General features: G+C 60.1%; 15 protein-coding genes and 1 tRNA gene. 4 read left to right on the top strand and 12 right to left on the bottom strand.

All coding sequences use genetic code 11. The features are described 5' to 3' along the window. Nucleotides 1-3 precede the first annotated feature (3 nt). Nucleotides 4-1,911: an anaerobic carbon-monoxide dehydrogenase catalytic subunit gene (cooS, locus tag EDC39_RS08430; RefSeq protein ID WP_148895936.1), complete on the top strand. Its 1,908-nt coding sequence runs from the start codon at nucleotides 4-6 to the stop codon at nucleotides 1,909-1,911. A 64-nt stretch (nucleotides 1,912-1,975) separates the two neighbouring features. After that, nucleotides 1,976-2,755: an ATP-binding protein gene (locus EDC39_RS08425; RefSeq protein ID WP_148895935.1), complete on the top strand. Its 780-nt coding sequence runs from the start codon at nucleotides 1,976-1,978 to the stop codon at nucleotides 2,753-2,755. A 347-nt stretch (nucleotides 2,756-3,102) separates the two neighbouring features. On the opposite strand, the gene EDC39_RS08420 is transcribed toward EDC39_RS08425, so the two are convergent. From EDC39_RS08420 to EDC39_RS08360, 12 genes are all read right to left on the bottom strand, one after another. Next, a complete protein-coding gene (locus tag EDC39_RS08420; protein ID WP_148895934.1) occupies nucleotides 3,103-6,300 on the bottom strand; it encodes a type I restriction endonuclease subunit R in 3,198 nt (1,065 codons plus the stop codon). 2 nt (nucleotides 6,301-6,302) lie between these two features. Next, nucleotides 6,303-7,700, bottom strand: a complete 1,398-nt coding sequence (locus tag EDC39_RS08415; protein ID WP_148895933.1) for a restriction endonuclease subunit S — start codon at nucleotides 7,698-7,700, stop codon at nucleotides 6,303-6,305. Then, a complete protein-coding gene (locus EDC39_RS08410) occupies nucleotides 7,681-8,292 on the bottom strand; it encodes a nucleotidyltransferase domain-containing protein (RefSeq protein ID WP_148895932.1) in 612 nt (203 codons plus the stop codon). The genes EDC39_RS08415 and EDC39_RS08410 overlap by 20 nt, the downstream gene beginning before the upstream one ends. 176 nt (nucleotides 8,293-8,468) lie before the next feature. Further along, nucleotides 8,469-8,696 (bottom strand): hypothetical protein, encoded by a 228-nt coding sequence (locus tag EDC39_RS08405; protein WP_148895931.1) that lies wholly within the window; start codon nucleotides 8,694-8,696, stop codon nucleotides 8,469-8,471. Nucleotides 8,697-8,734: 38 nt separating this feature from the next. Beyond that, nucleotides 8,735-9,646, bottom strand: a complete 912-nt coding sequence (locus EDC39_RS08400) for an Abi family protein (RefSeq protein WP_148895930.1) — start codon at nucleotides 9,644-9,646, stop codon at nucleotides 8,735-8,737. A 184-nt stretch (nucleotides 9,647-9,830) separates the two neighbouring features. Then, a complete protein-coding gene (locus tag EDC39_RS08390) occupies nucleotides 9,831-11,783 on the bottom strand; it encodes an HsdM family class I SAM-dependent methyltransferase (protein ID WP_148895928.1) in 1,953 nt (650 codons plus the stop codon). Nucleotides 11,784-12,055: 272 nt separating this feature from the next. Beyond that, a tRNA-Pro gene (locus EDC39_RS08385) sits at nucleotides 12,056-12,132 on the bottom strand. A 79-nt stretch (nucleotides 12,133-12,211) separates the two neighbouring features. Further along, a complete protein-coding gene (locus tag EDC39_RS08380; RefSeq protein ID WP_187426718.1) occupies nucleotides 12,212-12,349 on the bottom strand; it encodes a hypothetical protein in 138 nt (45 codons plus the stop codon). Further along, complete coding sequence (lspA, locus tag EDC39_RS08375; protein ID WP_407925435.1) at nucleotides 12,346-12,855, bottom strand: signal peptidase II; 510 nt, start codon at nucleotides 12,853-12,855, stop codon at nucleotides 12,346-12,348. The genes EDC39_RS08380 and lspA overlap by 4 nt, the downstream gene beginning before the upstream one ends. Next, entirely contained in the window at nucleotides 12,852-15,635 is a 2,784-nt protein-coding gene (ileS, locus tag EDC39_RS08370) for an isoleucine--tRNA ligase (protein ID WP_148895925.1), read from the bottom strand. Before ileS ends, lspA begins: the two co-directional genes overlap by 4 nt. 253 nt (nucleotides 15,636-15,888) lie before the next feature. After that, the gene (locus EDC39_RS08365) at nucleotides 15,889-16,056 is read right to left on the bottom strand and encodes a plasmid mobilization protein (RefSeq protein WP_148895924.1); all 168 of its coding nucleotides are present in this window, start codon (nucleotides 16,054-16,056) and stop codon (nucleotides 15,889-15,891) included. A gap of 289 nt (nucleotides 16,057-16,345) precedes the next feature. Continuing rightward, nucleotides 16,346-17,059, bottom strand: a complete 714-nt coding sequence (locus EDC39_RS08360) for an endonuclease III domain-containing protein (RefSeq protein ID WP_148895923.1) — start codon at nucleotides 17,057-17,059, stop codon at nucleotides 16,346-16,348. Nucleotides 17,060-17,285: 226 nt separating this feature from the next. Between EDC39_RS08360 and EDC39_RS08355 the strand changes: the two genes are divergently transcribed. Both EDC39_RS08355 and EDC39_RS08350 read left to right on the top strand, forming a co-directional pair. After that, nucleotides 17,286-18,965 carry a methyl-accepting chemotaxis protein gene (locus EDC39_RS08355; RefSeq protein ID WP_187426717.1) on the top strand — a complete coding sequence of 560 codons (1,680 nt, stop codon included), beginning with the start codon at nucleotides 17,286-17,288 and terminating at the stop codon, nucleotides 18,963-18,965. Nucleotides 18,966-19,061: 96 nt separating this feature from the next. Next, nucleotides 19,062-20,015: a chemotaxis protein CheV gene (locus EDC39_RS08350; RefSeq protein WP_148895921.1), complete on the top strand. Its 954-nt coding sequence runs from the start codon at nucleotides 19,062-19,064 to the stop codon at nucleotides 20,013-20,015. The last annotated feature ends 93 nt before the right edge of the window (nucleotides 20,016-20,108 follow it).

Below are 20,108 nucleotides of genomic sequence, written 5' to 3'. Positions count from 1 at the left end.
GCCATGAGCCATCAGAAAACCATCGATGCTTCCGCCAATGAGTTGCTTGAGGTCGCCAAGAAAGAGGGCATTGAAACGGTCTGGGATCGCTATGAAGCGATGAAGCCCCATTGCGGATTCGGCGAGCTGGGTGTCTGCTGTCGCCTCTGCTGGAAGGGGCCCTGCCGCATCGATCCCTTTGGTAATGGACCGCAAAGAGGGGTCTGCGGCGCTGATGCTCATACCATCGTGGCCCGGAACCTGATCCGGATGATGGCCGCCGGGGCTGCGGCCCACTCCGAGCATGGCCGCCATATCGCTCTGTGCCTGCTGGAGGTCGCCGACGACCACGCTCCGGCCTACAGCATCAAGGACAAAGATAAACTCAGGAGGATCGCCGAACGCCTCCATCTCGCCCCTGAGGGTAAGGATATCAAGCAGATCGCCAGGGAGGTCGCCACAGCGACCCTGGACGATTTCTCGCGCCAGCAGGCCTCCATCCCCTGCAACTGGGCCAAGGAAACCATGACCGAAGAGCGCGTCGACAGATTGGTCCAGCTCGGGGTCATGCCGCATAACATCGATGCTGTTGTCACCCAGATCATGGGACGTACCCACGTCGGCTGCGATGCCGACCCGGTCAACCTCCTGCTCGGCGGAATCAAGGGGGCCCTCGCCGACTATACCGGCATGTATATGGCTACCGAGCTCTCCGATGCCCTCTTCGGCACGCCCCAGCCGGTCATCAGCTCGGCGAACCTCGGGGTGCTGAAGGAGGATGCGGTCAATATCGCCTTGCACGGGCACAATCCTCTGCTGAGCGAAGTCGTCTGCGACGTGGCCATCGGCATGAACGAAGAGGCGAAGAAGGCCGGTGCCAAGGAAGGGATCAATATCGTCGGCATCTGCTGTACCGGTAACGAGGTCATGATGCGCCACAACATCCCCCTGGCGACCAACTACCTCTCCCAGGAGCTCGCCCTGGTCACCGGTGCCGTCGACGCCCTGGTGGTCGATGTGCAGTGCATCATGCCTTCGGTGGCCAAGATCAGCGAGTGTTACCACACCGAGGTCATCACCACCATGGCCGAGAACAAGATCCCCGGCGCAACTCATATCCAGTTCCAGGAAAAAACCGCCCTCGAAGATGCGCGGAAAACTGTCGAACTGGCCATCGAAGCATTTAAGAAGCGGGGCTCCAGTCCGGTCCATATTCCGAACCACAAGCAGACCGCCATTGCCGGATTCAGCGCCGAAGCCCTCATCGGGGCCCTGAGCAAGCTCAACGCCGAGGATCCCCTGAAACCGATCATCGACAACATCGTCGACGGCAGCATCCAGGGCATTGCCCTCTTCGTGGGCTGTGGCAATCCGCGGGCAACCCAGGACAACAACTTCATGACCATCGCCAAGGAGCTGGCGCGGAACAACGTCATGATCTTGGCCACCGGCTGCGCCTCCGGGGCCTTCGCCAAGAACGGTCTAATGACCCAGGAGGCCACTGAAGCCTACGCCGGGGACGGGCTCAAAGGGGTCCTGACCGCCGTCGGCCAGGCCGCCGGCCTCGAAGGCCCCCTGCCGCTGGTGCTGCACATGGGATCCTGCGTCGATACCACCAGGGCGGCCAATGTCGCCGTGGCCATAGCCGACAAGCTGGGAGTCGACCTGGACAAGCTGCCCTTGGTCGCTTCGGCCCCCGAGGCGATGTCCGAGAAGGCGGTGGCCATCGGCACCTGGAGCGTCGCTCTGGGCCTTCCGACCCACATCGGAATCACCCCTCAGATCACGGGTTCGAGCGAAGTCGTGAAGTTTCTGACCGAAACGGCGAAGGAGGCCCTGGGCGGTTACTTCATCGTCGAAACCGATCCTGTGAAGGCTGCGGACAAGTTGTTTGATGTGATCAAGGAAAGACGTCAGGGATTAGGAATCTGATTTTTCAACCATCGGGGTCAGGGCGCACAGGCCCTGACCCCGATTTACTGTAAGAGGTTTTCCCATGAAAATAGCGGTTACCGGCAAAGGCGGGGTCGGCAAGACGACCATCTCGGGGATGCTGGCGCGGCTTCTGGCCGCAGAAGGGCATCGCGTTCTGGCCATCGATGCCGATCCGGATGCCAACCTCGCCTCGGCCCTGGGCATCTCCGAGGCGGAATTCAGAAAGATAACCCCGATTGCGAAAATGAAGGAGGAGGCCGAAAAGCGCACCGAGGCAAGCGGCAGCGGTTCCTACTTCATCCTCAATCCCAAGGTGGACGATCTGCCGGAAAAGTACTGCCTGGAGCACGCAGGGGTGAGGCTGCTGTCGATGGGGACGGTTGAGCAGGGCGGTACGGGCTGTGTCTGTCCGGAGCATACGCTGGTCAGGAGGCTGATGAAGCACCTGCTGATCGAGAGAGACGACGTGGTGATTATGGACATGGAAGCCGGCATCGAGCATCTGGGCCGGGGGACCGCAGAGTCGGTGGATGCCCTGATCATCGTCGTCGAGCCTGGCCGCAGAAGTGTTCAGACCGCCGAGCAGATAAAGAGACTGGCCGGCGATATAGGCATCAAGAATACCTTCGTCGTCGGCAGTAAAATACGGGACGAGGCCGATGGCCGCTTTATCACCGGCGCCTTACAGGATATCGAACTGTTGGGCCTGGTCTCTCTGAGCGATGTAGTCAGGGAAGCGGACCTCAAGGGGGTTTCACCTTTCGATATCGGGGGCGATGTGGTCGACGAAATCCGTTCCATCAAGGATACGTTGTTTGCAAAGGTAGCCGGAGCCAGCTAGAAAACAGCCTCAGACAAATATCGTCTGCCAGCTATCAGGTCCGCCTAGAGCGACCCCCGTCTGTACCGATTTGTCTACCTTCGGGGCCGCAAGTTAAATAAAAAGCCTAGCTATTTTCATCGTTCGTCGAAGAGACGCGGTGAAATAGCTAGGCTTTCTTATGTCAACCTGAGGAATCAGGTGGTTGTAGTGGTCGGGATGACTGGATTCGAACCAGCGCCCCCCCCCTGCTCCCGAAGCAGGTCTTCGCTTTACGGAAGAAGTTCGGCGGCATCTTTAATCACTAAGGTGTCTATTTGCCCGAACGTTATTGAGAAACGCGGATTGAACTGCCGCTGGCGTCCTGTTTAGGCGGTTTCCGTTTTCAGGTTTTCCTGTAGCAGTTTGGCCGCATCTGTCTTTTTTAGAATGTCATACAACAACCCATAGAACAGGTCTTGTGCTCCAGCATCGGAGAGTAACCGCTCGGCAATTGACTTGTGGGACGCCAGCGCTTCGACGATGGCATCTGTGGCGGCTTCGGGCAGGTCGGCCTTCAGGGCCTGCTCGCGGGAATTGTTCTGCACCTGGGCCATGACGGTCTCGTTCTCGCGCAGCTTTTCACTGATGTGCACCGCGAACATCACCTTGTCCTTGTCGGTGATTCCCTCACCGAACAGTTCGTTCAGTTTTTCGATCAGCTCCGAAAGAAAGGTCCGCTCCCGGTCGCGCGGCTCACCCGAGCCCAGCCCGGTGACCGGGCGCAGGACGCCCCAGTCCTCCTGCTTTTCCGCCGCGATCCCGTCCAGCTTGCCGTCGTTCAGGACGGCATAGTGGGTCAGCTGCAGCCCTTTCAGGTCGATCTCCTCGGGATTGATGCTCTTCAGGCGGTTGCGCAGCAGCCGGGCGTAACCGGCAAAGGCCTCCAGTTCCGGATCGCCGAACTCGACCAGCTGGGCGATATATTCGTACATGCGCACGAACTTGCCCAGGTTTTCCTTGAACTTCAGCAGGGCATCTCGCTTTTTGGTTGCCTCGCCGCGCTTGAGATCGGCTTCCGCGGCGGCGGCCTCGTCACCCGCCGCGTGGCAGCGCTGGAATTCGCGCTCGTGCTGCTCGATTTGTTCGTTCAGCTCCTTCAGCCGGCCGTTGAACCGCTGGGTCGCCGGGTCGGTGATCGCCATCAACTGGGCCTGGCGCGGCTCCGGCCGGGTGATTTCCGCGCCGAAGCGCTCCACCTCTTCCGGGGTGTAGATCAGCGCCTTGTCGAGGGTTTCCTTGATGTCGTAGACGATGTGCGGGTCCTGGACATCCTCGATGCGGGCCTCCTTGTAGAACAGCCGGAAGGCGGCGAGAATCTCCTGCGGATCGTTGGCGAAGTCGATCACGTAGGTGCGGTCCTTGCCCGGGTAAATCCGGTTGAGGCGGCTCAGGGTCTGCACCGCGTCGACCCCGGAGATCTTCTTGTCGACGTACATCGCCACCAGTTTCGGCTGGTCGAAGCCGGTCTGGAACTTGTTGGCGACCAGCATCACCTGATACTGGTCGGTGTCGAAGGCGCGGCGCAGATCCTGCCCCCTGACACCAGGATTCATGTTGTTCTCGTCGAATTCCTCGCCCGCCAGCGTCGCGTCGACCTGACCGCCGGGGACCTTGCCCGAAAAGGCGACCAGCGCCCTGATGCCCTGGTAGCCCTTCTCTTTGACGTAGCGGTCGAAGGCCAGCTTGTACTTCACCGCCGAAGCGCGCGAGCCGGTCACCACCATCGCCTTGGCCTGACCGTTGAGCAGATGCGCCACCGTCGAGCGGAAATGCTCGACGATCAGCTCCACCTTCTGGGCCACGTTGGTCGGATGCAGCGACAGCCACCTGGCCAGGTTGCGTCGCGCCTGTTTGGCGTCGACCCGCTTGTCTTCCTTGAAAGCCTGCCCCAGGCGGAAGGCCACCCGGTAGGAGACGTAATTGCGCAGCACATCGAGAATGAAGCCTTCCTCGATTGCCTGCTGCATGCTGTAGATGTGGAAGGGACGCGGCGGGTTCTCCTTCGACAGGGGCTTGCCCGGATCGGCCGGGCGGCCGAACAGGGTCAGGGTCGAATGTTTCGGCGTCGCGGTGAAGGCAAAGTAGGAGACATTGGGCGGAAACTTTTTCACCTCCTGCAGACGCAGCAGGATTTCGTCCGAGGTCATGCTGGCCAGGTCTTCGTCCTTGTCGAGCGCCAGCGTCGCCCGCAGTTTGCTGGCCGATGAGCCGGTCTGCGAGCTGTGCGCCTCGTCGATCACAAGGGCGAAGTTCCGGTCCTTGAGCGAGGTTTCCGAGAGAATCGCCTCCATCGCGTAGGGAAAGGTCTGCAGGGTCACCACGATGATCGGCGTGCGCTGCTGCAGTGCCTCGGCAAGCTGCCGGCTTTTCGGCAGCGGGCTCGCCTCGCGGTCGATGGCCCGCACCACCCCCATCTGGTGGTCAATCTGCCGGATGGCCTCTTGCAACTGGGCGTCGAGCACCGTGCGGTCGGTGATGACGATGACCGAATCGAAATACTTGCCGCCGTCGGGCCGGCGCAGGCGAATCAGCTCGTGGCAGGTCCAGGAGATGGAGTTGGTCTTGCCGGAACCGGCGCTGTGCTGCACCAGGTAACGCTGTCCCGGACCTTCTTCGCGCACGGTGTCGATCAGCGCGGTGACCGCCTCCCACTGGTGGAAGCGGGGGAAGACCATCGTTTCGGCGATGTACGGCCGGCCGTCGGCGTGCTGCTTCTCCTTTCTCTCCAGCAGCATGAAGCGGTGAAAGATGCGCAGCCAGTTGTCGGGCTGGAGAATCTGCTCCCACAGGTAGCTGACCGCATAAGTGCCGTCCTGCGCCGGCGGGTTGCCTGCCGCGCCGTCGTTGCCCCGGTTGAAGGGGAGAAAGATCGTTTTCGCCCCGGCCAGGCGGGTGGTCATGTAGATTTCCGAGGTCGAAACGGCAAAGTGCACCAGCGCCCCGCGCTTGAAGGTGAGAAGCGGGAAGCTCAGGCCGCTCTGCCGGTCCTTCGGTTTGCGGTCGGTGCGGTACTGGCGGATGGCGTCCTCGACCGACTGGGTGAAGTCCGATTTCAGTTCCGCCGTGGCCACCGGGATGCCGTTGATGAAAAAGACCAGATCAATCGACCACTCGCGGTCGGGGGCGTATTTGAGCTGGCGCACCACCCGCAGCCGGTTGGCCTGGTAGCGCTGGATGACCTGCTCGTTGCGATCGTCCTCCGGCAGCGACTGGCAGAGGATGACCCGCCCGGCGCCGACCAGGTTGACGCCCCGGCGGATGACTTCGAGGGTGCCGTCCTTCTCCAGCGCCTTCACCAGCCGGTCGAGGACGATTTTTTCGGTGGTGGTGCCGTTGAGCTTTTCCAGTTTGGCCCAGGCTTCGGGCTGCGAGTCTTTCAAATAGCCGATGACATCTTCGGGATAGAGCGCCCGCACACGGTCGTAATTGCCGGCATCACCGACAAGCCAGCCCTGCGCGGCGAGTTGCTCGACGATGTGGTCTTCGAAGTGAACCTCGTGGTGCGGGCTGGCGGACAGACTCATAGTTATTCCCCCCTGACGTCGATCTGGCCGGTGACAGCAGCCGTGATGAGCGCGGCGCGGCGTTCTTTGAGAAGATTGACACTAAATTCAAGAGTTGTAATCAATTTACAGATTTGTGTGCATTGTTTTGTCAGTCTCTCGACGATTTTTCCCTGTTCAGCTTTTGGAGGTATGGCTAAATAGAATCCCAAAAAATCACCTTGGGAGATGTTTTGCATACTAGAGCTTGTGCCGGCACAAACCATCTCCACTTGCGTTCGGTAAATTGATGTCATTGTCCAGTAATGGACAAATTGAGGAACAACTGATATATCAAAAAAAACCATCCATAAACGGTCGGGAAGATAAATGTTGGGGTAGTCGTCGCTCACATAACCCGCCGCTCCAACAAGGCTTGGGGTGTTCATTCTACTGACGATGAGGGTATTTTTTACGACGGGGCAACTTACTCGGTGTAGATCTTCTTCAACGACCGTTTTGTTTTCGTTTGCTTCAAAATTACCAGAGTAAACAGAACTGGTTTTTAAAACAGCCAACTCTCCATTCTCGGCTGGTTTATCTATAGCATTCACGCTTGTCCCTGACACTATTTTTGATACTAAGCGTTTAAGTGGCAAAACCTCCCAATGCGCCGGCACCTCCCCCAACCACTCGACCCCGGAATCCTTCATCGGCACATTCGGGTCAAGCCCCTTGGTCACGGCCTGGGTGATGATGGCCTGGCGCTTTTCTTTCAGCAGCTCAATCAGGCGCTGCTTTTTCTCAATCAGCGCGTCAATGCGCGCGGTTTCGCGGTCGAGAAAGGCGGCGATGGCTTGTTGTTCGTCAGAGACGGGAATTGTCACAGGCAACCGCCGCAGGTCGCCGAACCCCATAGACTGACGAACACCACCGCCCATGCTGTAAAAAATCTTCTGGATATCGTAGGCGTGTAGCAAATAATGCAGATAGCGAGAGTCGACCGAATTGCTAGGGCGCAAACAAAGATAAGCAGATGTGATTATGCCCCGCTCTTTTGCACACCCGGTCCTCAAGCTTCGCTGGTCGTTCTGTAGGTCAGTCAGACGAAGGATTATATCTCCAGGCTCGATTATCTGGTAGGTTTCAAACGAGGCTGGCAATAAGCCGAAATCCGTGTCAACAGATCGCCTAATAATTTTCCCGTAACTGAGCGAGAGAACATTATTTTCGATGTTGCCTGTATTCTTGACTTTGCGCTCAACAGAAACAGCAAGAAGTGGTTTAATATCCCAATGTTCAGGCACTTCACCCAGCCACTCCACCCCTGAATCTTTATATTTCGGATACGGCTTGTAACGCCTCACACCGCCACCTCTTTTTTTGTCCCCATCCTTCAATTGCCCGATGGCAACAAGCTTGTCAAGCTGCGGTAACGTCATCTTCCGACCCGATCAAAAAGATTTTGGGTTGCCGGACAACACGGGCAACAAAGCTGTCGTCAGCCGCCATTTTGCTCCGAAACTCTTCGAGGCTGTAGATGGTCGGATTGACCGTTCGCCCCAACCTGGTTTCAGCATCAGCCAAAATGGTCATCACTTCGGAATAAGCCAAATCGTCGGATACGATCAGCAGGTCGATATCGCTGCCGGCGTGATCCGTGCTTTTGGCAACCGACCCGTAGATGAAGGCCAGAACAATCCTGTCCCCGCAACGGGCCAGGGCCGCTCGCAGGACGTCCGCCAGACCGAACGTCTTCCGCACGATTCCCTTCAGTTCTTCGAAGATCGGTGATCTCTCGTTGGCCTGGTAATGTTTCTGATTGCCGACCTGCCTGACGGTCAGCAGGCCCGCGGCCGCGAGTTTCTCAAGTTCGCGGTGTACACTGCCAACCCCCATCCCTGCCAGTCTGACAATTTCCTTGGCGTAATAGCTCCGATCCGGGTGGCCAAACAGCAACCCCAGAACCTGGCGCTGGGTCTTGGTAAACAGGGCATCGCCCAGACTGGTTGTTCTCGTCTTCTTCGTTCCCATAAAAGGAACTATAGTTCCCTTTTTGGGTTGTGGCAAGCAGAAAATATCCCGCAACAATCCTCTGTCCGCAGAACGGGTGCCCCTTGTTAAAGGCAGGATATAACATGGAGCCTGGCGGCCTCCCTTGTTATACCCTGCCTGACATTCTCACTCTGTCACCTCTTCACGCAACCGGTTCACATCCCAAATCTCTTCGGCAATTCGCTGATAGAGCGCCTGCCGCTCATCGAGAGGTTGGCCTTCTTGAATCCGGGAAGTACCTTGATGGGCAAACAAAACAGGGGCCGGCAACTTTCAGCACCAGCCCCATAAAAAGTAACCCGCCGGGGTGCGCATGTCAGGCCGAAACCTGCAGAGGCGTGGCGGGTGTTGTTGCCGGCAGTGTAGTTGGTTTTTTTCTGCATGGCAATTGTCAAATTCCCATCTGATTGAGATTCTGCTGTTACAGATTCCAGAATTTCTCTTTGTACCAATTCTCCGGCATGCCCATGTGTTCACGACTGACATGTGGGTGTTGCTCCATCAGTTCAAACAATCTCTGATGCCAGCTGGAGCCGGGATTGATTCGGCGCAGCATGTACTCAATGACCACGAGCAGATGGTAGAGGCGTTTCGTCGGGTCGATGCCTGTTCTCGGCAAGGGGGAAAGGTTCGGCCAGTTCGCCGGTGGTTTTCTGGGTATCCGCGGTCGACTTCCGAACTCCCGGTTCCAGGTGCGGGCGTGATGGGCGCAGACGTTTCTCAGGTCGGACAGCGCCCGAAACCAGGATTCGGCAATCGGAACAGGTAATCCCCAGAAGTCTGCGACCGCTTGTTTGTCCTTTTTATGGCGCAAATGGGCAAAGAGATAGGAGACCTCCTTGAAGGTCAGAACCTCCATGACCATCCACACGGGCGGCAGTTCCGGGTCACGGTATTTCTGTCGATAATGCTGCAGAAAGGGCTCGGCGTTGCGGCCATTACACTTTTCGCGCACATTGTCCAGCAGCCAGTCATGGCCATATTTGTTGCCGAATATTGCTGGAAGAGTGTAGGCATGGGCTCCATAGTTCTCGCCAAGCACCTGGGTCATGCGGGCACGAAAGGCAACCTCGATACGTTCGATGGCGTCGAGGATGAAGAGTCTCAGTTTGCGGTCGAAAACGTAGAGACCAAGGACATCGTCAAAGGTCACACCCGGCTTGAAGCGATGGTCAGCACTTTGAAACGGTCGGCTGTAGGCACTCAGGCGGTAGTAGCTGATGACGGAGAGATAGCGTCGAGCGCGTTCCGGGTCAGGGACATTCAGCCCGCGTGACTGCCAGAGCTCAAGCTGCTCGTCAATGGTAAGAGGGGCTTTGTTGAACTGATTCATGCCCGCAAACTCCGGGCAATAAAAAACCCGCCAAAGTGTGCATAGCCGCAAGCGGCCAGAGGCATGGCAGGTGTGTTGGATAACTTATACACAAAAAGCTGTGGATTTGCAAACTTTTTTACAGGTCGTACACCAATTTGGGTGGTTGCGCCATCAAAACAAGTGGTTGCACAGTTGGAAAAGCTCACTCCGTTACCTCCCGCAGCAGATCCTGAATCTCCCGCTCCACCTGCCGCAGCTCGGCGTCGATCTCCTCCAGCGGACGCGGCGGCACGTACTTGTAGAAATAGCGGTTGAAGTTGATCTCGTAACCGACGATGCCGACCGCGCCGTCCTTCGGGTCGCGCTTGCTTTCGTCGATCCAGGCGTCCGGCACGTGGGGGACGACTTCACGGGCAAAGTAGTCTGCCACCGATTCCGACAGCGGCACATTCTCGTAGTCGCGCAGATCGGGATTCGGCTCGAAGGCTCCCTTGGCCTTGCAATATTCGGCTTCGGGGTCGTGTTCGCCGAGGTGTTTCTGTAGCAGCTTCTTCTCCGGCGCGGCAAGTTTGCCGCCCAGGGCGGCCGTTACCGCCTTGAAGAACTGGTCGCGTGAGAGGTATTTCTCTTCGAGTTGTTCCAGCGCATTCAGCAGTGCCTGCTGGCGCTCTTCGTCCAGCTTCCCCCAGACCTTGTCAGCCTGTAGGGCCTCGAGCCGCAGCTCGTCGCGCGGATGGAAGGCAAGCTGCAGGGGGCGCTCGACGGTGATGCGCCGGTAGCCGAAGTCGGTGGTGTTGAAAATCTTGCTGGTCTCGCTCTCTTCGAAATCTGCAAACTGCCGGGCGATGATTGCGATCTGCTCGTCGCTGATGTAGCGCCGCTTGCTGCCGAGACTCTTGCGCATCGGCGTCCAGAGTTCGGTGGCGTTGATGAGCTGCACCTTGCCCTTGCGGCGGGGGTCCTTGTGGTTGGAGAGAATCCAGATGTAGGTGGCGATGCCGGTGTTGTAGAACAGGTCGGTCGGCAGGGCGACGATCGCCTCCAGCCAGTCGTTTTCGAGTATCCAGCGGCGGATTTCCGATTCGCCGGAGCCGGCGCCGCCGGTGAACAGCGGCGAGCCGTTGAGGACGATGCCGATGCGGGTGCCGCCGTCCTCAAAGCGGCGCTTGGAGATCAGATGCATCAGAAAGAGCAGCGAGCCGTCGGAAACCCGCGGCAGACCAGGGCCGAAGCGGCCATCAAAGCCCTTGATCTGGTGCTCGTCGGTGACCGCTTTCTGTACCTTCTTCCAGTCGACGCCGAAGGGAGGATTGGCGAGGCAGTAGTTGAAGCGCTCCAGCGGCAGCTGGTCGTCGCTGAGGGTGTTGCCGAACTTGATGTTTTTCGGGTCGTAGCCCTTGACCAGCATGTCGGCCATGGCGATGGCGTAGGACTCGGGGTTGAGTTCCTGGCCGTAGGGGACGATGCGCGCCTTGTCGTTCCATTCGTGTACCTGCTCGATGCCGGAGGCGAGAAAGCCGCCGGTGCCGCAGCAGGGGTCGTAGATGGTGCGGATGACGCCTTCACCGGTCAGAACCTCGTGGTCGGGGGCGAAGACCAGGGTGGTCGCCAGGCGCACGACATCGCGCGGGGTGAAGTATTCTCCGGCGGTATCGTTTGCGCTTTCGGCGAAACGCCGGATCAGTTCCTCGAAAATCAGCCCCATTTCGTGGTTCGACACCACGTCGGGGTGCAGGTCGATACCGGCGAAGCGCTGCACCACCAGGTAGAGCAGGTTGGCTTCGGCCAGTCGGTCGAGCCAGGTGGTGAAATTGAAATAGTCGAAACAGGCGCGGGCGTTGCTGCTGAACCTGGCGATGTAGTCTTCGAGATTGGCCCGGGTTTCGGTTTCGCCGACATTGGCCAGGGTGTAGCGGGAGACATTATAGAATCTTTGCCCTGCGACTTTCGGCAGGATGGCATCGAGGTCGAGACCGCTCTCCTTCAGTTCGTCGTAGCGTTTCAGCACCGCTTCGCGGGTCGGCTCGAGCACACATTCCAGGCGTCGCAGCAGGGTGAACGGCAGGATGATGCGCCCGAAGTCGGAGCGCTTGAAGTCGCCGCGCAGCAGGTCGGCGACCGACCAGATGAAGTTGGCCTGGTTCTGCAGATTCATGGTCGTCTTTCCGGGAACAGAAAAGCCGTCAGACCGGTCATCGGTGCAGACGGCGTGGCTGGGTATTGTCGAGTGACGGCATGGCCCCTCCTTAATGCAAGACAATTCAGGGCGTTACCTTAGCGCAATCGGTTAGGGCCGTCAAACGTCGGGTGCGTGTCGTTGGTTGGCGAAAGGGGGGGCTGTTGACTGCGGGCGGCCGTAGATTTTCGCAGGGCAGACAAAAAAGGGTCGGCGATGTGTCGCCGACCCTTTGTCTTTGCGTGGAAGAATGGTCGGGGCGAGAGGATTTGAACCTCCGACCCCCTACTCCCGAAGCAGGTGCGCTACCAGACTGCGCTACGCCCCGACGTCTTCCTCAGTGCCGCATCCTGTCGGCGCGGCAGGTGGCTTTATAACCCTTTCCTCGACCTTTGTCAATGCCGATGTTACTGCTCGCTGCCGGAACTCTGTCGTTCGATCCACTTGCCGAAGTCCTGCAGATCGCGACCGAATCCGGACAGGCACTGACAGCCGGTCAGGGTCATCAGGGCGAGCAGAAGCAGCAGGGCGAACAGGCGTTTCATGATCCTTCCTCCTTGGTCTCTCGGGCGCCCTTCCGGTCGTGCCGCCACATGTCGAGCAGCAGCAGGCCGACCCCGACGCAGATGGCCGAGTCGGCGATATTGAAGGCCGGCCAGTGGTGCTGGTACCAGTGTACGTCGATGAAATCGATCACCTCGCCGAGGCTGACACGGTCGATCAGGTTGCCGATGGCGCCGCCGAAGATGAGGGCCAGGGCCGTCGCCGCCAGTTTCCGGTCGTCCGCCAGCCGGTGCAGGTAGCCGACGATGATGCCGCAGGCGACCAGGGTGACGCCGATGAAAAATGGCACCCTGAGCGGGCTGTCGGCCAGCATGCCGAAGGCGGCTCCCCGGTTGCGGACATAGGTGATGTGGAAGAAGTTTTCCACCACCGTCAGTGACTGGTAGAGGTCGAAACTGCCGACGATGACCTGTTTGCTCCACTGGTCGAGCCCGACCACGAGCGCGCCGATGACGGCCAGGATGCGGTAGCGCAGGGGGGGCATCAGCCGGCCAGGGCCTCGGTGCAACGTTGGCAGATGCCCGGGTGGCTCTCATCCTGCCCGGTGCTCGGGCTGTAGTTCCAGCAGCGCTGGCACTTCTCGCCCTGCGCCCTGTCCACCCGGACCTTCAGCCCGGGGATGTCGCCGGCGGCTTCGGCGTCCTCCAGCCCTTCCGCCATCTCGACCTGGGAGACGATGCACAGGGTCGGGAGCTGGTCGAGATACCGCTCCACCAGCTCGCGCCACGGCCCTTCCGGCGCCTCGATCCGTACCCGGGCGTCGAGCGAGTGTCCGATCAGTTTGGCGTTGCGGGCCACCTCCAGGGCTTTGGAGACGGCGGAGCGCAGTTGCAGCAGACGCTCGTACCGCTCCTCGAGTTCGGGGTTGCGCAGGGCGGAAATCTCGTCGGGAAAGAGGGCCAGGTGCACGCTCTCTTCCCGCTGGCCCGGCATGTGCCGCCAGATCTCTTCGGCGGTGAAGGAGAGTACCGGCGCGATCAGCCGGGTGAGAGCGTCGAGGATACGGTAGATGGCCGTCTGTGCGCTGCGCCGCGCCGTCGAGGCCGCCGGCGCGGTGTAGAGGCGGTCCTTGAGGACGTCGAGGTAGAAGGCGCTCATGTCGACGGCGCAGAAGTTGTGCACCGCGTGGTAGAGGATGTGGAACTGGTAGTCGTCGTAGGCCTTGCGCACCCGCGCCTCCAGGTCGGCCAGGCGGGAGAGTGCCCAGCGGTCGAGCTCGAGCAGCTGATCAAGCGGCACGCTGTGGGCGGCCGGGTCGAAGCCGTGCAGGTTGCCGAGAATGTAGCGGGCGGTGTTGCGGATGCGCCGGTAGGCTTCGGAAACCTGGCGCAGGATGTCTTCGCCGCAACGGGTGTCGTTGCGGTAGTCCTGGGTGGCGACCCACAGTCGCAGGATTTCGGCCCCGTACTTGTCGATCACCTCGAGCGGCGAGACGACGTTGCCCAGGGACTTGGACATCGGCCGCCCCTTGGGGTCGAGGACGAAGCCGTGCGTCAGCACCGCCTTGTAGGGGGCGACGTCGCGGGTGCCGACCGCCGCCAGCAGCGAGCTGTGGAACCAGCCGCGGTGCTGGTCGCTTCCCTCGAGGTAGAGGTCGGCGGGGTAGCTCAGGCGCGGGTTCGGTTCGATCACCGCCGCCTGGGAGACGCCGGAGTCGAACCAGACGTCGAGGATGTCCATCTCCTTGCGGAAGCTGTCGCCACCGCATTTGGGGCAGACGGTACCCTCTGGCAGCAGTTCGCTGGCCTCCTTTTCGAACCAGATGTCCGAGCCGCCCTTTTCGAACAGGTCGGCGACATGGTGCATGGTCTTGCCGTCGGCCAGGGCGTGGCCGCACTTCTCGCAGTAGAAGACGGTGATCGGCACGCCCCAGGTGCGCTGGCGGCTGATGCACCAGTCGGGGCGGTTGGCGATCATGTTGTAGATCCGCTCCCGCCCCCAGTGGGGAATCCACTCGACGTCATTGATGTGCTCCAGCGCCTTGCGTCGCAGGTCGTTGGCTTCCATCGAAATGAACCACTGTTCGGTGGCGCGGAATATGACCGGCTTCTTGCAGCGCCAGCAGTGGGGATAGCTGTGCGAGACCTCGCCGGCCTGAAGCAGGGCGCCGACCTCGGCCAGCTTGTCGTTGACGGCGACGTTGGCCTCCTTCAGCTTCATGCCGCCGAAGAACTCGAGGTCCTGCAGGTAGCGGCCGTAGTCGTCGACCGGATTGTAGACTTCGAGGCCGTATTTCAGGCCGACCAGGTAGTCGTCGGTGCCGTGGCCGGGCGCGGTGTGGACGCAGCCGGTACCGGCCTCGAGGGTGACGTGGTCGCCGAGAATGATCAGCGAGTCGCGGTCGTAGAAGGGGTGGCGGCACTTCTTGCGCTCGAAGTCGGCCGCCCGGAAGCGGGCGATGATCCGGCCGTCTTCGCGTCCGATGGCCTGCATCACCTGCTGCCACAGCCCCTCGGCCATCACCAGCAGGTCGGCGCCGGTTTCGACGACGACGTAGTCGAGATCGGGATTGAGGCAGATGCCGAGGTTGGCCGGAATGGTCCAGGGAGTGGTGGTCCAGATGACGAAGTCGAGGGGGCGCTCGCCGACCGCCTCCTGCAGGCTTGCCGGCAGCTCGCCGTTGAAGCGGAAGCGGACATAGATGGAAGGTGAGGTGTGATCGGCGTACTCGACCTCGGCTTCGGCCAGGGCGGTGACGCAGGACGAGCACCAGTGTACCGGCTTCTTGCCCTTGAACAGGCCGCCCCGCTCGGCGAAGCGGGCCAGCTCGCGGGCTGTGGCCGCCTCGTAGTCGTCGGTCATGGTCAGGTAGGGATGCTGCCAGTCGCCGAGCACGCCGAGGCGGATGAATTCGCGGCGCTGGATGTCGATCCATTCCTCGGCGTAGCGGCGGCATTCCTTGCGGATCTGCGCCTTGGTCATCTCGCGCTTCTTCTTGCCCAGCTTCTGGTCGACCTTCAGTTCGATGGGCAGGCCGTGGCAGTCCCAGCCGGGGATGTAGGGCGCATAGTATCCCTGCATCCGCTTGCTCTTGACTATGATGTCCTTGAGGATCTTGTTTAGGGCGTGTCCGATGTGAATGTGGCCGTTGGCGTAGGGGGGGCCGTCGTGCAGGGTGAAATTCGGCCTGCCCCTGCCGGCCTCCTCGAGCTTTGCCTCGAGCCCGATCTCTTCCCAGTGCCTGAGGATTTCGGGTTCGCGCTTCGGCAGGTTGCCCCGCATGGGAAAGTCTGTCTGCGGCAGATTGAGAGTCTCTTTGTAGTCCATGGACCGCTCCTTGCTGACCGGTGGGATTCGATCGCCGACCGGGACGGAGCACGGTGTCCCGGCGGTGTGCCCCGGCTGGAAATCAAGTGCATTAAGGTAGCAGAACAGGCAGGTAACCGCAAGAAAAAGGCTTTGCTGACAGGGGTCTGAAGGTGGAGAGTCGAGGAGGGGGGGAGAAGGGGGACGAGCGCCAGCTCTCAGGCGGCCGTAGCCGCCTGGTGAGCTGTTTGCGCCCGTGTGTCGCCGCGCAGGCTCAGACGGCCTGGCGCTGGTTCATTCGGTCGATTTCGAGGCTGGCCCGCAGCAGGTTGGAGATGTTGGTGCCGGCCTCTCTTGCCCGTTTCTGCAGCAGCTTCATCTCTTCATCGTTGACGCGGCAGGAGATGATGAACCGTTTCGGATTCTTGACCGTTTTGCCCATTGCATCGACTCCTTGAAAGAAAAGATTTTCGTCCGCCCGAAAACGTGCGGCCATTTCATTGTATACGTTTGCAATGGGGTTGCCAAAAATCGAGTCAAACGATTGGGAATTGAAAACACAAATAAAATCAAAAAGTTGCGTCGGTGTTCGATCCGGATGAAAAAATTGCTCCACGAGCATCGAGGACAAAATGTCCCACAACTGGGCCAATTGGGTCAAATTGTCACATTTGTCGTGCCGTCTACGGCACAGATGGCAGAAGTCATGGGGTGCCTGCCTGTTGTTCGGGTCAACGTCGTTTTTTGCCTTCCGTCAACGGGTGGGCGGATTCGGGATAGCGGCAGAGCCCGATCAGCGGACAGCTTTGGCAGCGCGGGTTTCGTTTTCGGCAGTAATCCTTGCACAGAATCACGATCAGGGCGTGGTACTCGTTGAACAGGGCGGCGTCGACGGGCAGGTTGCGCATGAAGAAGGTACGTATCTCGTCGTAGGTCCCCCGGCCGGGGAGCAGGTCGAGCCGCTGCAGCAGGCGACGGGTGTAGGCGTCGACCACGAAGCTGGCGTGGTTGCCTCCATAGAGCAGGATCGAGTCGGCCGTTTCCGGGCCCACCCCTTTCAGTTCCAGCAGTTCGAGGCGTGCCACCGCCGTCGGCGCCGCCAGCAGGCGTTCGAGGTTGCCGTCGTGATGGTCCCGCAGGTGGCGGCAGAAAAGGTGCAATCGTTCGCTCTTCTGGCGGAAAAAACCGGCCGGCCGGATCATCTCTTCGAGCTGTTTTCGCGGCGTTTTCAGCAACGCTTCGCAACTCAGGGCATCGGCGCGACGCAAGTTGGCGATGGCCTTTTCCACGTTGGTCCAGGCGGTATTCTGGGTAAGGATGGCGCCGACGGCGGTTTCGAAGGGGCTGTCGGCGGGCCACCAGTTCTGTGGTCCGAAGTGATCGAACAGTCGCTGGTAGAGGGCGAGAAGCGTCGTGCCGGGATCGCGAGGCGGTGACTGGTGCATGGTGGCTGTTGTAGCACGCGATTCCGGGAAAAGACAAGATTGGCATGCGTAAAGGGCGCCGAAAAAGGTAAAGAATTGCTGCTGGCGGCCGATTTGAAGCTAAGAGGCTCTTTGCGGTCCGAATCTTCCCGGGAGGACGTTCATGTCTCTGCATGCCGGTAATGATAGTCGTCACATCGCTCTCGCACGCAGGCTGGTTCACAAACGCTGGAACACGAGCTGGAAAATGGCTGCCATCGGGACCATCGGCTTTGTCGGGCTGGTGATTCTTGGTGGTCTCGGTTACTGGGCCAGTCAGACCATGGCCCGTTCGGCTCAGGATGTTCTGGCACGGGAGCGGGTGGCCCGTTCCGTCGAGGTGCTGCGCCGGGACATGGCCGTTCTCAACCTGCAGATTACCGAAATTTTCGCTTTTCCCGAAAAGGGGGAGGGACACATCGCTTCGCTCAGGCGCCAGATCGGCGACCTGATCGCGCGGGGGCGGAGGCTCGAGCCCTACGCCGACAACGAGGAAAAGGCCCGGCTGATCAAGCAGACGGTCGGCAACCTGGAAGATCTCGGCATGTTTCTCGAGTATGACCTCCCCGAGGTGCTGACGCTCGATCCCAGTACGGCCGAAGGCAGGGCACGGCGTCAGGAGCTGAACAAAAGCCGCACTCTGTTCTACAGCTTCGCCGGTCGCACCATGAACCGGCTCGTCGAGCTGATCATCGCCGACGCCTCCAGGGCACAGGCTGCCATGGTCACCACGGGCCGTACCGTGCGGATGGCGCTGGTGGTCGCCTCGATCGTGACCGTGTTGATTCTCGGGCCTGTCTTCTATCTGTTTCGTCGTTCCATTGTTCATCCCCTGGCGGCAGTCGTCCGCATGGCCGACGAACTGCGCCGGGGCAAGGTCGACGCCCGGGTGGATGTCGGTTTCCGCAACGACGAGTTTGGCGACATGGCCGCCGCCCTGAACGACTTCGCCGACAGCCTGGAACACGAGGTGGTCGATTACCTGCAGAAACTCGCGGCGGGCGACCTGACGGAACAGATTGAGCCGGTTGCCGCCGACGATCGCCTGCGAAGCGCCCTGAAGAAAGTCGGTACCGATCTGCACCAGCTGCTGCAGGCCCTGCAGCAGACCGGCCTCAGCCTGGGCAGCAGCGCAGAGCTGGTCCGGGAGGGGAGCCAGGCGCTGTCGAGCCAGGCGGCGGCCCAGGCGGCCTCCCTGGAGGAAATTGCCGCTTCGATCAACGAGATGACCGGACGCATTCAGGCCAATGCCGAACATGCGGAAGAAGCCAATACCCTGTCCGACAAGGTGCAGGCGCAAGCCGTGGCCGGCAACGACCAGATGACCAGGTTGCTCGAGGCGATGGAGAAGATCAGTGCGGCCGGCCAGGACGTGTCGCGCATCATCAAGGTCATAGACGAGATCGCCTTCCAGACCAACCTGCTGGCCCTGAACGCCGCTGTCGAGGCGGCTCGTGCCGGCGAGCACGGCAAGGGTTTCGCCGTGGTCGCCGAGGAGGTTCGCAACCTGGCGGCCCGCAGTGCCAAGGCGGCCCGGGAGACGGCGGAACTGATCGAGAATTCCGTCGAACTGACCGGCCAGGGGAGCGAACTGGCGCGTCAGACCGCCGAGGGATTGCAGGAGGTGGTGGAAGGAATTACCCGGGTTTCCGGACTGGTGGGTGAGATATCCTCCGCCACCCGGGAGCAGAGCTTGGCCATCTCGCAGATCAAGCAGGGTCTGGCGCAGATCGATCAGGCGACCAAGACCAATGTCGCCGAGGCGCAGGCAAGCGCCGAGGCGGTGGCACAACTGACCCGCCTGGCCGAGGATGTCCGACAGCTGCTGCGCCGGTTCCGGCTGAAGGAAACGGCGGATGTAGCGGGGAGCCGAAAGGCAGGAGCATGAATGACTGGCCCGTGCATTCGGAAACAGGCGGGTCACGACAGACTTTGAAAAAGCGGAAGATCAACAATTCGAGAAAAGATAGAGACGGGGATTGCCATGGAAAACGTGAAACGCCAGGAAATACTGTTGGAAAGCGGCAGCAACGAGATGGAGATCATCGAGTTCTATCTCTGCGGCCAGTCTTTCGGCATCAATGTGCACAAGTTGCGCGAAATCATCACCTATGATCCGGAGGTGGTCACCCATCTGCCCGACACCCATCCCTCCGTCCTCGGCACCCTGCTGCTGCGCGGCCGCACCATTCCCCTGATCGATACCCGCAAGCACGTCGAGATCAAGCACCGGGACGAGAGCGATTCCAGCAATCGCCAGGTGGTGCTGGTCTGTGAATTCAACAACCTGGTCAACGGTTTTCTGGTCGACGGCGTCAACCAGATTCACCGCGTTTCCTGGGAGCAGGTGCAGCCGTTTTCCGTCTTTCTCGACCAGTTCAAGCCGCGTTTCACCGGCAGCATCCACATTGACGACCGGGAAATCCTGATCCTCGATCTCGAATACGTCATCGCCGAAATCAATCCCGAAGCGTCCATGGCCTACGATCGGTCGCCGGGCGCCACCGAATACGCCACGCCGGAGGCCCGCCGGCAGAAAAAGCTGATGCTGGCTGAGGATTCGGCCCTGATTCGCGCCGGCATCGCCAGGGTGCTGGCCGGTTCCGGTTACGAAAACCTCGAAATCTTCGACAACGGCAAAGACTGTTTCGACCGCATCTACGAGCTGTACAAGCAGTACGGTCCCTCACTGGGAGATGAGCTGCACCTGGTGATTTCCGATATCGAAATGCCCAAGATGGACGGCCTGACCGTCTGCCGCAAGGTGCGCGAGCAGCTCAACCTCAAGGACCTGAAGATGGTCATGTTTTCCTCCCTGATCAACAAACAGATGGCTGAAAAGTGCGATCTGGTCGGAGCGGACGGTTACGTCACCAAGCCGCAGATTCCGGAACTGGTCGAGATGCTCGATGGCATGCTCTTCCCCAAGAACGAGTGAATCCGGTTCGAGTTCTGTAGGCTGACGTCCGGTTTGTCAACAAGCAACGCCCCGCGGTGATGGCCGCGGGGCGTTGCTTGTTGAGTATCGCTC

This window comes from Geothermobacter ehrlichii, assembly GCF_008124615.1.
GTDB lineage: Bacteria > Desulfobacterota > Desulfuromonadia > Desulfuromonadales > Geothermobacteraceae > Geothermobacter > Geothermobacter ehrlichii.
The sequence above is the reverse complement of the archived record's forward strand: the minus strand, read 5'-3'. Positions and strand labels throughout refer to the sequence as shown.